Source organism: Mesorhizobium sp. P2_B5 (assembly GCF_056404775.1).
Genome location: NZ_JBFUDJ010000001.1, coordinates 672,591 through 685,946, shown reverse-complemented (window position 1 = coordinate 685,946; position 13,356 = coordinate 672,591). Strand labels below are relative to the sequence as shown.

General features: G+C 63.7%; 10 protein-coding genes and 1 tRNA gene. 8 read left to right on the top strand and 3 right to left on the bottom strand.

Annotation, left to right across the window (positions count from 1 at the left end):
- Positions 1-2: 2 nt before the first annotated feature.
- Positions 3-518, top strand: coding sequence for a GNAT family N-acetyltransferase (locus tag AC1D1N_RS03490; RefSeq protein WP_477346628.1), 516 nt, complete (start codon positions 3-5; stop codon positions 516-518).
- Positions 518-1,897 carry a hypothetical protein gene (locus AC1D1N_RS03485; RefSeq protein WP_477346627.1) on the top strand — a complete coding sequence of 460 codons (1,380 nt, stop codon included), beginning with the start codon at positions 518-520 and terminating at the stop codon, positions 1,895-1,897. Before AC1D1N_RS03490 ends, AC1D1N_RS03485 begins: the two co-directional genes overlap by 1 nt.
- Positions 1,898-1,913: 16 nt before the next feature.
- Here the strand turns inward: AC1D1N_RS03485 and AC1D1N_RS03480 are convergent, their stop codons facing one another.
- Positions 1,914-3,677: an adenylate/guanylate cyclase domain-containing protein gene (locus AC1D1N_RS03480; RefSeq protein WP_477346625.1), complete on the bottom strand. Its 1,764-nt coding sequence runs from the start codon at positions 3,675-3,677 to the stop codon at positions 1,914-1,916.
- Between the two features lie 281 nt (positions 3,678-3,958).
- On the opposite strand from AC1D1N_RS03480, the gene AC1D1N_RS03475 reads away from it, so the two are divergent.
- Both AC1D1N_RS03475 and AC1D1N_RS03470 read left to right on the top strand, forming a co-directional pair.
- Complete coding sequence (locus AC1D1N_RS03475; protein WP_477346623.1) at positions 3,959-7,207, top strand: adenylate/guanylate cyclase domain-containing protein; 3,249 nt, start codon at positions 3,959-3,961, stop codon at positions 7,205-7,207.
- 19 nt (positions 7,208-7,226) lie between these two features.
- On the top strand, positions 7,227-7,907 hold the full coding sequence (locus tag AC1D1N_RS03470; RefSeq protein ID WP_477346621.1) for a redoxin domain-containing protein: 681 nt from the start codon (positions 7,227-7,229) through the stop codon (positions 7,905-7,907).
- A gap of 20 nt (positions 7,908-7,927) precedes the next feature.
- On the opposite strand, the gene AC1D1N_RS03465 is transcribed toward AC1D1N_RS03470, so the two are convergent.
- Entirely contained in the window at positions 7,928-10,096 is a 2,169-nt protein-coding gene (locus tag AC1D1N_RS03465; protein ID WP_477346619.1) for an SAM-dependent methyltransferase, read from the bottom strand.
- 146 nt (positions 10,097-10,242) lie between these two features.
- Positions 10,243-10,317 (bottom strand) — tRNA-Gly (locus tag AC1D1N_RS03460).
- 226 nt (positions 10,318-10,543) lie between these two features.
- Here AC1D1N_RS03460 and AC1D1N_RS03455 point away from each other — a divergent pair.
- The 4 genes from AC1D1N_RS03455 (at position 10,544) to AC1D1N_RS03440 (ending at position 13,207) form a co-directional block, all read left to right on the top strand.
- Positions 10,544-11,041 carry a prolyl-tRNA synthetase associated domain-containing protein gene (locus AC1D1N_RS03455; protein WP_477346617.1) on the top strand — a complete coding sequence of 166 codons (498 nt, stop codon included), beginning with the start codon at positions 10,544-10,546 and terminating at the stop codon, positions 11,039-11,041.
- An 86-nt stretch (positions 11,042-11,127) separates the two neighbouring features.
- Positions 11,128-12,123, top strand: coding sequence for a thioredoxin (trxA, locus tag AC1D1N_RS03450; protein ID WP_477346615.1), 996 nt, complete (start codon positions 11,128-11,130; stop codon positions 12,121-12,123).
- 110 nt (positions 12,124-12,233) lie between these two features.
- Positions 12,234-12,905, top strand: a complete 672-nt coding sequence (locus AC1D1N_RS03445) for an LON peptidase substrate-binding domain-containing protein (protein WP_477346613.1) — start codon at positions 12,234-12,236, stop codon at positions 12,903-12,905.
- A 47-nt stretch (positions 12,906-12,952) separates the two neighbouring features.
- A complete protein-coding gene (locus tag AC1D1N_RS03440; RefSeq protein WP_436262130.1) occupies positions 12,953-13,207 on the top strand; it encodes a Trm112 family protein in 255 nt (84 codons plus the stop codon).
- Positions 13,208-13,356: the final 149 nt, after the last annotated feature.

Here is a 13,356-nt window from a genome sequence, read left to right as displayed (position 1 = left end):
CCATGACCTCGCCATCCCTAGAGAAGATCCAGCCGCAGCTCCGGGCCGTACGGCCAAGCGATGCGGAGGCGCTTTGCGCCATCTTCAACATGCCGGGCTTCCGCTGGGGCACGCTCAGGATGCCGTTCGAGATGGTGGAGCAGGTGGAGCGGCGCATCGCCAAGTCCGGTCCGGAAACCACCTGGATCGTTGCCGAGATGGGCGGCAAGGTGGTCGGCCATGGCAGCCTGGTCGTGCAAGGTTCGCCGCGCCGTTCGCACATAGGCGAGATCAATATCGGCCTTGACGACGGCTTTGTCGGCAAGGGCATAGGCTCTGCCATACTCGCCGCGCTGCTTGATGTGGCCGACAACTGGCGCGCCCTGAAGCGGGTCGAATTGACCGTTTATGCCGACAACGAACCGGCCATCCGCCTCTACACCAGCCACGGCTTCGAGGTCGAAGGCCGGCATGTGAAGGCCGGCTTTACCGACGGGCGGTACCACGACCTCCTGAGCATGGCGCGGCTGCGGTTCTGATGACCGCCATCCTTGCCCCAGCCCCTGCGCCTCCGGCGGAAATTCTGGCCGTGCTGTCGCTGCTCTGCCCGGAAGTGGTGCATGACATCGAGCAGAACTGGAATGCGCCGGTTTCCGACTACGCCCGCCATCTGTGGCGACCGGTGGCAAGGCCTGCATCAGGCCCGTCGATCGCTGCCCGCTCGATCCTGCGCGACGTTCTGCATCAGCGCCTTGCTGCCATCATGCAGCCCGAAGAGGTCGGCAAGGCGCTCGACGAATTCGAGCACAGACCAGTGATCCAGTCCGGCCTGCATTGCCTGCTTCTGATGGACCGGATCACCTTCGATGCCCTGCTGCTTGCCTGGCTCGGCGCGGTCGAAAACGGGCTGTCGGCCTTCTTCGGCTTCATGGGAACGACGATGACCATGGAGACCGTCGGCCAGGAGGGACCGGGATGGCTCGATGTCGGCGACGACAAGGTCAATTTGTTTGGCATGGGGCGCCACAAACTGTGCCGCAAAAGCGTCTGCGCGGCCGGTCCCGTCTCCCTCAACAAGCGCGCCCTCGAAGCGGTGGGCGATGAGACGGATGCCAGCCGCTGGCTGGGTACACTGCTCGCCAGCCAGGACAAGGTGTTTGCAACCGCTGCCGATGCGCTGACAGAACTCAACGGGGATCTGGTCGCCGATTGGGATCGTTCCGGCATGGCCCGGCCGGTTTTCATCGACGATCGGCTCGCCGCTTCCGCCATGGCGCGACATCTGGACGATGATGGCAGCCTTCTTTCCAGGCTGCTCTTTGAGCCCGCAAGGCGCCAGCGTCTCGACCATGCCTTGCAAGAGGCCGCATCGGGCCCATTCGGCAGATTCCTGCCCAATGCCACTGACTATTTCTGGGGCATTCGCGAAGAGCGCGTGCGCAAGCTTGTGCTGGAGAACGGGCGCCTGATCGAGCCCGACAGGCCGCATGGTGTTTCCATCCCGTTCGAGCGGCTGCATCTCAGACAGGCGCTGCTGGACGGCGTGCTTTTGCCGAACTTGTTCCTGATGTTCCTTGTGCTCGCCATTTTGCCTCGGGTGCGCGTTGTGGGTGGCCTGAGACAGATTGGCTATGTCGCGCTTTTCCACTCGATCCTGCTGGCTGCGCTGGATGAAAACGCTCCCCAGGAGCGCGATCTGGCTGCGGAACTGCAGGTTCGGGAAAATGCCTGGGGCATGCGGGTCATCGATGAACAGATCTCGGTCCGCGAGCAGCTTGCCGGCCTGCCGGAAGGAGCGCTCTTTCCGGATCTGCTCCGGCAATACCGTTTGCGGACATTTGCGGAGACGACCGACGACTTGAAACTGGTTCGCGAAAACGCCCGATGGCGCAAGATCGGCCGGGCCTTTGGCGTCTGAGCAGGCCGCTACCCGATCATTGCACCACGCCGGCCTTGCGGAGGCCGTCGACCATGAGTTCGAAATCGGCAGGGTTCTTGTAAGGCAAGACTTTGCGACGGTATTCCAGCGAAAAGTCGGGATTGACGCGAAGCACCTCCTGCCATGCCGCGCGAGCCTCCTCCAAACGGCCCAGATGGCCGTAGCTGGCGGCCAGAAGCGCGCGCGAGACATCGGTGGCAGCATTGCGAGCCAGCCGTTGCAGCAAGAGGTCAACGGCCTCGTCGTACCTTCCCACTTGAAACAACGCCAAAGCCTGGAAGTGCAGAACCACATCCGGAAAGTATGGGTTCAAGGTCTTTCCCCGGGCGAAACTCTCGAGGGCCTCCTCGGGTCTGCCTGAATAGTACAGCGTTTCGCCGCGGCAGACATGCGCTTCGGCGAAGTTCGGATTGAGGGCCAGTGCGCGCTCGACCTCGTCGACGGCCTCATCGTGCCGTCGTGTGTACAGCTTGGCTATCGCCAGCGCCCAGTGCGCCCAGGGATCGTTGTCATCCAGCGTCACCGCTCGCGTTGCGGCCTCTTCGGCTTGCGCCATCGATTCCGGCGGTGACGCACCCCACCTGTTCAGGTAATCAATGCCGTGCGTGAGGGCAAGGAAGGCATAGGCAGAGGCAAAGTTCGGATCCAGCTCGGTGGCACGTTGCAAGAGGTCGCGGGCCGCGGTGTTCGTCTCCTTCGTCAGCCGGTGCCACAGCTCCCGGCCGCGCAGGAAACAGTCATACGCCTCCGTGTTGCGCGGGGGCTCCGGAGCCAGCCGCGGACGGGCGCCATCAGTCAGGTTGAGCGCCAGCGCACCGACGATCTGCTGCGTCACGTCGTCCTGCACGGCGAATATGTCGGTCAGGTCGCGATCGAACCGCTCCGCCCACAGATGGCCGCCCGAGATTGCATCGATGAGCTGCGCGGTGATGCGCACCCTGTTGCCCGATTTGCGTACGCTGCCCTCAAGCACATGCCGTACGCCCAGCTTCGCGCCGACGTCCTGCACATGGACATTCTGGCCCTTGAAGGTGAACGACGAATTGCGTGCGATGACGAAGAGCTGCGACAGTTTGGACAGCGCCGTGATGATGTCTTCGGAGATGCCGTCGGCGAAGTAGTCCTGTTCGGCGTCACCGCTCATGTTGGCGAACGGCAGCACGGCGATCGATAGCTTCGGCGGCGCTGCAGTGGCCGGCCGGCTCGTCGCGGGTTCCGGGGTCGCGGCCGCCTTGGTCCCGACTTGCAGCGAATAGACCCGGATCGGCTCGGCGATGTTTTTGAGCTGTGTGCTGCCGAGATCGCTGACTGAAAGGTCGAGCCTCGCCTTGACCTGGCGATAGGCATCCTCGGATAGGCAGATCGCGCCGGGCGTCGCGACGCCCTCCAGACGCGAGGCGATGTTGACGCCGTCGCCCATCAGGTCGCCGTCGCTTTCTTCGACCACATCCCCCAGATGGATGCCGATCCTGAACTCGATGCGGCGGTCTTGCGGCACGCCGGCATTGCGTTCAGCCATGCCGTTCTGAACCTCAACGGCGCAGCGCACGGCATCCACCACACTGCGGAACTCGACCAGCACCCCATCCCCGGTGCGCTTGATCACCCGTCCGTTGTGCACTGCGATGGTCGGATCGATCAAGTCGCTGCGCAGCGTCCGCAACCTAGCCAAGGTACGATCTTCGTCCGCGCTCGCGAGTCGGCTGTATCCGACCACATCTGCGGCCATGATTGCGGCCAGCTTACGGTTCTCGCTCATGCGTCCGCCTCCTCATCTCCACGATAGCAGGAAGATGGGGGCTGGGAGGGAACTTTTGCAAACAACGGCTAGCCGCCCGTATCGGCAGCGCTCTGCCGCCGAACCCACACGGGTGCCCATTTGCGCTGCCGCTTGCCGGTTGACGGCTATCGGTTCATGCTTGTGCTGGCCGTGACGAGCGTGGCGAGATCACGCGTCATGCCCCCGGTCAAAGAGATAGAGCATGATGTCGTCCGAAAACCGCTTTACACTTTTCGGCATCATGCTCTGGTGAGGTGACTATGGACTGCTCGGGCTGCGGTTTCGAGATTGAGGGCGGCTACGCCTTCTGTCCGAAGTGTGGCCGGCGCCAGCCCGTGACTTGCGCCAGTTGCGGCTACGCCTGCGCACCTGATTTCGAGTTCTGTCCGAAATGTGGGGCAAGCGTCGGTGCGTCCGCAAAAGCCGTTGAACGGCCTGCTCCGACATCAGGCCGGACCGAAAGCGAGGAAGGGCAGCCTCCCGTCTCTGACGCCGATCGACGGACGGTAACGGTCCTGTTCGCCGACCTCTGCGGCTTCACGACACTCAGCGAGCAGCTCGACCCCGAAGTCATGCAAGCGCTGCAGAACGAACTGTTCAAGGAATTGACGGCGGCCGTGCGAAACTTTGGTGGCTTCGTCGACAAATTCATCGGCGATGCGCTGCTCGCCTTGTTCGGTGCGCCGGTCGCGCATGAGGACGATCCGGAACGCGCGCTTCGCGCCGCTCTCGACATGATCGCCCGGACGGCGCGGCTCGGTGAAAGCGCAGCCCACTCCGGTTCGCCTCTGTTGCTCCATATCGGCATAAACACGGGTCCGGTCGTTACCGGCGGATTGGGCATCGGCACCGCCAAATCTTATTCGGTGACCGGCGACACGGTGAACACGGCGCAACGCCTGCAATCGCTGGCAGCGCCGGGTGAGGTGCTGGTGGGTGAGCTCACGCACAGGCTGACCCGGCATGCCTTCTCTTACGAGTCGCTGGGCGATGTCGTCTTGCGCGGCAAGGCCGGCAGTGTGCTCGTCCATCGACTGGATGCACCGCTGGCCGCGCCGCGTGCAGCGCGTGGGCTCGAGGCGCTCGGCCTCAGTGCGCCGATAATAGGCCGTGATGCGGAGCTCAACAGAATGCTGGCGAGCCTTGACCAGGCGTGCGGCGGCTCGGCCCAACTTGTCCGCCTCGTCGGAGAAGCCGGTATCGGGAAATCGCGGCTGGTGAAGGAGTTCGTCGCCCGCGTCGGCGACGAGGATCGTTTTCGCAATGTCGCCGTGCGGCAGGCCACATGCTCACCGCTGGGCGAACAATCATTCGGCGCCCTGGGCGCAGTGGTGCGCAGCGCTGCCGGGATGATGCAAAACGACAATGGCGACGAAATGCGGGACAAGCTCGCAGCCTTGCTGACCGATCTCGGCCTGCAGGGTGAGGAGGCGAAGCGGCTGATGCCTTTGCTCTACCATGTGCTTGGCCTTGGCGACCCCGATGCCACTTTGCAGCATGTCGAGCCCGAGCAGCTGCGGCGGCAAATTCTCTACGCAGTCCGCACAATCATCGAACGGCGGCTTGCGTTGTCGCCGCTGTTGATTGTCGTGGAAGACCTGCACTGGGCCGACGCCGTCTCGCTCGAGGCACTGCGTTTCGTGATGGACAGGCTGGAACGCACGCGGTTGATGTTGTTGGTCACGCATCGTCCGGCGCCGGACAACGACCAGCTCGACTCAAGTCGGGTCAGTCACACAGCGCTCAGGCTTTCGCCGCTCAGCAGCCATGACGGACGCAGCCTGGTGGCGGCGCTTTTCGGCGAGAGCTGGGTAAACTCCGCGGGAGGACTTCTCGACCAGATCCTCGAGCGCGCGGGTGGCAACCCGCTTTTTATCGAGGAGATCGTTCGTGGCCTTATCGATCGCGGTGTGTTGACGCGCGAGGGCCAGCAATGGCGGACCGTGGCAGGCGAAGTCGCAACCGGCATCCCCGCCACGATCCAGGCAATGTTGCTTGCTCGCGTCGACCGGCTGCCTCATGACGTGCGCCGGTTGGCCCAGGAAGCCGCGGTAATCGGCCCACGCTTCGATGCCACGCTTCTGAAGGCCGTGACGGCCGACCCCGGCCGCCTGGAGGCCGGCTGCGAACTGCTTTGCGATGCGGAAATCATCGAGGAAGTTGCCGGATCTGGTTCTGTCTCGTCGCAAAGCTACCGCTTTACGCAAACATTGCTGCAGGACGTGATCTACCAGAATCTGCTCCTGCAACGCCGGACCGACATCCACGGGCGGGTCGGCGCCGCCTTGGAGCGATTGTGCGGCGACAAGCCGGAACGGCTCGAGGATTTGACCGTGCTCGGTCACCATTTCGCACTGAGCGCGGAGCGCGTGAGAGGGGCGCATTACCTGCAGGCGGCGGGCGATCGCGCTCGCATGATATACGCCAATGACGACGCCCTTCGTTTCTACGAGCGCGCGCTGACCGCGTTGGGCGAGAAGGCACAAACACCGCTCAAACTGGCAATTGCAGAGCGCATTGCCGATTTGAGCGGCCCGGCAGGCCGCCGCGAGATCGCGCACCAGCACTACGAGACGGTGCTGCAGGCATACCGCGCGTCAGCCGATCGCGTCGCTGCGGCGCGCGTTTTGCGCAAGATAGGTCGACTGCTCTGGGACGTCGGCAAGCGGGACAGCGCGGAATCCCGCTATGCTGAAGCGGCGGCGCTCCTCGATGGAGCGGATGCCCCGGTCGAGCAGGCGCATCTGTGGCAAGAGCGTGGCCGACAGGCATTCCGTAGCGGAGATCACGCGCTCGCGGCAAAATGGGCGGACGCGGCGCTGGATTGCCTACGCGCTCTGACAACTGAGCATGTCCCCGAGGATGCCACTCTCGTGACCGCCGAGGCACTCAATACAAAGGGTGTTGCGCTGGCTCGCCTTGGGCGAAACCATGAAGCCGTGCGGGAGGTCGAGCGCAGCATTGAATTGGCGGAAGCCGCCGGTCTGCTGGGCGCGGCCTGCCGCGGCTACACCAATCTCGGCGTGCTTTACACGACCATCGATCCGGCCAAGGCGATGGAGGTCTGTCGGCGCGGTCTTGAAGTGGCGCGCCGTATTGGTGATCTGGGCTTCCAGGCGCGCCTCCTCGTCAATCTGGCGGTGGCTTGTTGTACTTTCACGGATCGCTGCCCAACGGAGGGCGTGCCTGCTGCCGAGAAGGCCATCGAGATCGACCGGGCGCTAGACCAGCGCGAACACCTGGCGGTGCCGTTGATCGTGCTTGGACAGATCCACCAGTGCAACGGTCGTCCGGACCTGGCGGTTGGCTTGTTCCACGAAGCACTGGACGTAGCCCGCGAAACGGCCGAACCGCAACTGCTGTTTCCGTGCTATGATGGTCTTGCAACGCTTAATCTCGACCTCGACAATCTGCCCGAGGCCGAACGCTACTTTTCCCTGGCGCAGGGTATATGCGCCCAGCACGGGCTCGACCCGGAAGGGCTTGTGGTGCTGCCGTTTCTCGACTAGCCGGGGGTGGAGGTTGGAAATGTCCGCGCATAGTGACTTGTTGCCGCTTCAGCCGGGCGACCGTGCGCCGAACGTGGTCCTCGACGCCATTACCCAGGAAGGCAAGATCGCGCTTGACGACTTTCGCGGACAAAAGCCGGTGCTGGTCGGCCTGTTTCGAGGTCTGCATTGTGCGTTTTGCCGGCGCCACATCGCCGCCCAGGCGCGGCTTGATCCGGAGCTGCGCGAAAGGGGCGTGGGGAGCCTGACGGTGGTCAACACGCCGATTGAACGGGCGCGTCTCTATTTCCGCTACCACCCGATGCCGAACCTGCTTGCGGCCTCGGACCCGGAACGCGCTTCACATCGTGCTTTTGGACTGCCCAATCTCGAATTCACCGAGAACGAGACGAACTGGCCGTACAAGGTCGCGATGGCAGCGGCACAGGATATGCGGGTCGACATCCCTGGCGAATTGCCCGGTCCCATGGATCCCATGACGGCCGCCGCAATCCTCGACAAGAAGGACCACTACGAACTGACCGAAGCCGACGAGCAGATGATCGCAACGGGACACGGACAGTTGGTCGGCCAGTTCCTGCTGGACCGGCAGGGGATCGTCCGCTGGAGCTTCACCGAGGTGCCGGAGGGTGGGCGATACATGTTTGCCGCGCCAAATCCGCAGGAACTGATGTCAGCCGTGTCGCAGGTCGCCGAGTAATGAACTGACACGTTCGCTGCTTATTCGAGCACGGCCTCGACAGTGGCAACAAAGTCATCGAGCGAGCGGTCCCCGCGTATCTCGATGCGCGGAAGGTCGATGGGATTGCTATCGAGGTCCGCCGGCCCGTGTTTGCGGCCGAAGCCCACTCGATAGCCGCACTCCCTGGCCAGCCGGCCGAGGCGTCGGTCGGTGACAGAGAAGGGTGCCGCGAACGCAGTGGTTGGCCGGCCTGTCCACCGTTCGATGAACATGCGAGAGCGCAAGAGTTCGGCGGCCAGGTCAGCGCTCGACAGACCATCGATCGCGCGATGCGTCGCCATATGGCTGCCGAAGAACGCGCCTTCGGCGGCGAGGCGTCGCACCGTCCCGGCGCCCATAAGCTGCGCCGGCGGACCGCTGTCGGCGTCCCATCCTGCAGTTTCACCCACCAGGTCCGTCACCAGGAACACTTCCGCGGTCAGGTCGTTGGCGCGCAAGATCGGCCAGGCGTGGTCGGCGAAATTCTGGAAGCCGTCGTCGAAGGTGATGACCACAGGGCGGCCAGCGAAAGGCTGACAGTTCGCGATGAAGCCTTCCAGCTGCTCGGACCCGATCGCGTGAAAGCCATTGGCGCGCAGCCATGCCATCTGGCTGGCGAATGCGGCGGGCGCGAGCCGAAAACGGGCGAGCGCCGCCGGACCTTCATCGGCGACGCCGTGATACATGAGAACAGGGATGCGTTGGCGCCGCTCGCTGCGCGCGACGTCGCGGCGCAAGGCCCGGGCACCGCCCCAGACGATGTTTCGCGCGACCCCGATTTCGATGGGCGCGCGGATTGGCACATGATCGATCACCGGTTCCGTCGCCACATCGTCCGACGACAGGCGGCGGAAGCGGTCTATGCGGTAGAGCTCGGTCTGGATCGATTGCTCGAGCACGAGGCCTTCGGTCGTTGCCAGCGTCTCGGAGATCGCTTGGGCACCGAATGTGTTCCAGTCGAAGCCCGTCTTTTCGACATTGTCACGCAGCACGAATGCGTGTGCGCTGATGAAACTGCCGCCGGGCGCCAACGCCGCAGCGAATTTTTTGGCGATGCGCCGCAACTCGGCGAGATCGTCCAGATAATAGAGCACTTCCGAACAGAAGATCAGATCCATCTCACCCGGCAACGTGTCGGCAGCGAAATCGAGTATGCCGAACTCAACATTCGGCTGATCGCTGCATCGCGCACGAGCCCGCTCGATGGCTATGGCGGAGATGTCGGTCGCGGTCAGATGGCCCACGCGCGGCGCCAGTTGCCGCGTGAAGTGGCCCTCCGCGCAGGCCAGCTCAAGCGCCCGTCCGATGGGACCGGCAGGCAGGATTTCGAGCTGCCGCTGATATTTTTCCTGCTCATAGAGCGAGCCGTATTTCCACGGATCCTCGGTCGCGAAATAGCTGTTCCAGAACGCCGTGCGATCATTCCTGTCCGCGGTCCGTGCTCGGCGTGGCGTTGCAGGAGGCTGTGCAGGTTCGGCGCTCGACCGAACCAACGCCCGCGCTTGCGCGGCCAATTGGGCGAGTTTGCCGAAATGGCTGTCCGGATCGGGCCCGCGTTCTGCTGAGGTCGACAATGCCTCAGCTGCAAGGCCAAGCCGCTCAGCGGGCACGACATTCTGGATCAATTCAATCCAATGATCCCTTGTCACTGTCCCGAGTACGCCGAACTGTACGATAGCCTCGATCCGGCCATCCATCATCAGGTGGGTGTAGACCTGATCGATCCCTTTAGGCAGTTCGGTTGCGGTCGGGTTTCGAGCGTCGACGCGAATTCCAAGCGTCCGCGCCAGCCTGCGCGGCGCGGCAAGATCGTCGGCGTCGAGAAGCATTTGCTCAAGCTGATACTGGATGCGGCGAGCTGCCGCAGGATTGTCCCAGATCTTGCCGAGTCCGACAATCAGCTCGGTGATGGCGCCGCCGAACCTGTCCCATCCGGCAGCCAATTGCGCCGGCGCCGACAGGCTTCCCGCCATAAGGCCATCGACGATCACCCTGGCGATCTCACCCGCCCACTTGCGTCCTACCGGGAGCGCGCGCAGGGGCTGCGTGTCGATCGAGCGCAAACCTGAGCCGCAATCCGACGCGGCGTTCCGCAACGCGAGCCACGCGAGTGCTTCGGCAGCGGTGCCGCCGTTCGCCGAACTGGAAACCAAGGAATTATGCGCCACGCCGTCTTACCCGCGCTTGGTTCTAAGGTAGAACGAGAGTCCCGCAACGCGCCTACAATGAGCCTTCATTGCCGCTTTAGAAAGCCATGTAAGCAAAAGGCGCCCCGAAAGGCGCCTCTTCATCGCTTGATTCCCTTTGAGGAAATTGGAGCGGGTGAAGCGATTCGAACGCTCGACCCCAACCTTGGCAAGGTTGTGCTCTACCCCTGAGCTACACCCGCTCACACGGCCCTAGGGCCGCAAGCCGGGCCTATATGGCTGAAGAGCGCGGCGATTGCAACAGGGAAATGACGGGCTTTTTGGTCGCGCGAAATCGCCTGGCCGAACCTCGTTGGCAACGCTGGTCATTCATTGACTTCCCGCATGACGGTCTTGTCTCGGCGGCATCATTGGCCGTAAACGGCTTTGCGCGTGGACAGACTTGTACCAGATAGGGAAAGACCATCGATGCCGAAGACTGAAGCCGAGCTTTTCTCCTTTCTTGCCGATCTCCGCATATCGGTGTCGACCGTGCGTCATCCGCCGCTCTACACGGTCGCCGATTCGCAGTCGCTGCGCGGCGAGATACCGGGCGGTCACACGAAGAACCTGTTCCTCAAGGACAAGAAGGACAATTTCTTCCTGGTCAGCGTCGGCGAGGATGCGGTCGTCGACCTGAAGCAGATCCACACGATCATCGGCGCCGCCAGGCGTGTCTCCTTCGGCAAGCCGGAGATGCTGATGGAGCTGCTCGGCGTCATTCCGGGCGCCGTCACCGTGTTCGGGCTGATCAACGACACCCAAAGACGGGTCAAGGTGGTGCTCGACCAGGATTTGATGGCGCATGGCGTCATCAATGCGCATCCGCTGATCAATGAGGCGACGACGTCGATCACTTCCGCCGACCTCATCAGATTCGTCGAGGCAACCGGACATGATGCTGCTATCTTGAAAGTCTCGGCTTGATCGCCACATGGATGGCGAAAACTGACCTCTAGCATGGATGTCGCGCCTGCTCCGCTGGCGAGGGGCGCGACCGGAAGGGCGACGACATGAGCGACAACAACAATCCGTTTGGCGGCCAATTCGGCGGCAATTCCGGCCAGTACACCACCTCCGTGCAGTTTGGCGGCGCCGAGCCGGCCAAGGCCGTGCCCGGCGCGGCACCGGCCGGTGGAGACCTGATCAAGGACACCACGACCGCCGCCTTCGCCACCGACGTCATCCAGGAATCGCGGAAACAGCCGGTGCTGGTCGATTTCTGGGCGCCGTGGTGCGGGCCCTGCAAGCAGCTTACGCCGCAGCTGGAAAAGGCGGTCAAGGCCGCCGGCGGCAAGGTCAAGCTGGTCAAGATGAACATCGACGATCATCCCTCGATCGCCGGCCAGCTCGGCATCCAGTCGATCCCGGCGGTCATCGCCTTCAAGGACGGCCAGCCGGTTGACGGCTTCATGGGCGCCATTCCCGAGAGCCAGATCGGCGAATTCATCACCAAGGTCGGCGGTAAGGGTAACGGCGCGCCGCCGGTCGCAGAAGCTTTGGCCGCGGCAGCCGAAGCGCATGCGGCGGGCGATGCGCAGACCGCAGCCGACATCTATGACGCCATACTGGCGCAGGCGCCGGAGACGATCGAGGCGATCGCCGGGTTGGGCGAGCTTTTGTTCGAGGCCGGCGACAGCGAGGGCGCCGAGGCGCTGCTGGCAACGGCGCCGGAGGCCAAGAAGGATGCGCCCGCACTTGCCGCGCTGCGCGCCAAGATGACGCTGGCGGCTGAAGCGGCAGCGCTTGGCAATCCCGCCGAGTTCGAGCAGCGCCTCGCCGCCAATCCCGGCGACCACCAGGCGCGTTTCGATCTAGCCATGGTCCAGAATGCGCGAGGCGATCGCCATGCGGCGGCCGACAACCTGCTGGCCATCATCAAGGCCGACCGCACCTGGAACGAGGACGGCGCCAGGGCGCAGCTGTTGAAGCTGTTCGAGGCCTGGGGCATGACCGACGAGGCGACGCTGGCGGCGCGGCGCAAATTGTCGTCGCTGCTGTTTTCCTGAGCCGTTCGCCGGCGAAATTGCCGGCGGAATGGTTTTGGGACCTTGCGGCCGGCGTCGGCTGCGCCAGATTAGGCCGATACTGTCGCGCCCGAAGCGATCGGAGGACTTAAGTGCAGGTCGGAAACGCACATTACCGGGTCGGCAAGGATCTGCCGTCGACCATCCCGGTGTTTCCGCTTGCGGGCGCGCTGCTTCTGCCGGGCGGCCGTATGCCGCTCAACATTTTCGAGCTGCGCTATCTGCAGATGGTGGATGAGGCTATCGCCGGCCCGCGGCTGATCGGCATCATCCAGCCCAGCCTCGACGGCGCGCTGCGTGCCGATGGTGAGCCCGAACTGTGCAATGTCGGCTGCGCCGGGCGCATCATCTCGATGGCCGAGAGCGGCGACGGCCGCTATCTGATTTCGCTGCAGGGTGTGTGCCGGTTCCGCATCACGCATGAGCTGCTGGTGAAGACGCCGTTCCGGCAATGCAAGCTGGCGCCGTTCCTCACCGATCTTAGCGAAGACCAGGCGGCAAACGAGGTCGACCGGCCGGCGCTCTTGAAAGCGTTTCGCGCCTATCTGCAGGCCAATGAGCTCGAGGCCGACTGGGAAAGCGTCAGCCGCGCCGAAAACGCCATGCTGGTCAACGCGCTGTCGATGATGGCGCCCTACGGCCCGGCCGAGAAACAGGCGCTGTTGGAAGCGCCCGACTTGAGAGCCCGTGCCGAGACGCTGATCGCCATCACCGAAATGGCGCTGGCGCGCGAGAATGAGGACTTTGGTTCGAGTTTGCAGTAAGGTGTGTCAACGCATCTTGGGCCGGTGATTGGCCGGGAAGAGGAACCATGGCAGCGGACGGGCGTGACGGCAAGACGGCCAATGTCGATCCAAAACTGCTGGAGCTGCTGGCCTGCCCGCTGACCAAGGGGCCGCTGGCCTGGGACCCGGAACGCGGCGAGTTGATCTCGCGGATCGCCAAGCTCGCCTACCCCGTACGCGACGGCATCCCGATCATGCTGCCCTCGGAGGCGCGGAGCATTTCGGCGGAAGACGTGCTGTCGCCGCCGCGGCTGAGTGGGCCGGCGCAGGCTGGACGCTGATCGGCAGGTAGCCCTTGATCGTTCCTTTTAGGGGCAAATCGCAAACCTTGGAGATTGACCGAAACGCTCCTCCCTTCGTCATCCTAGGGCGGAGCAGCCGCGAAGCGGCGTCGCGGAGACCCTAGGATCCATGCCGCGACCTGATTGAA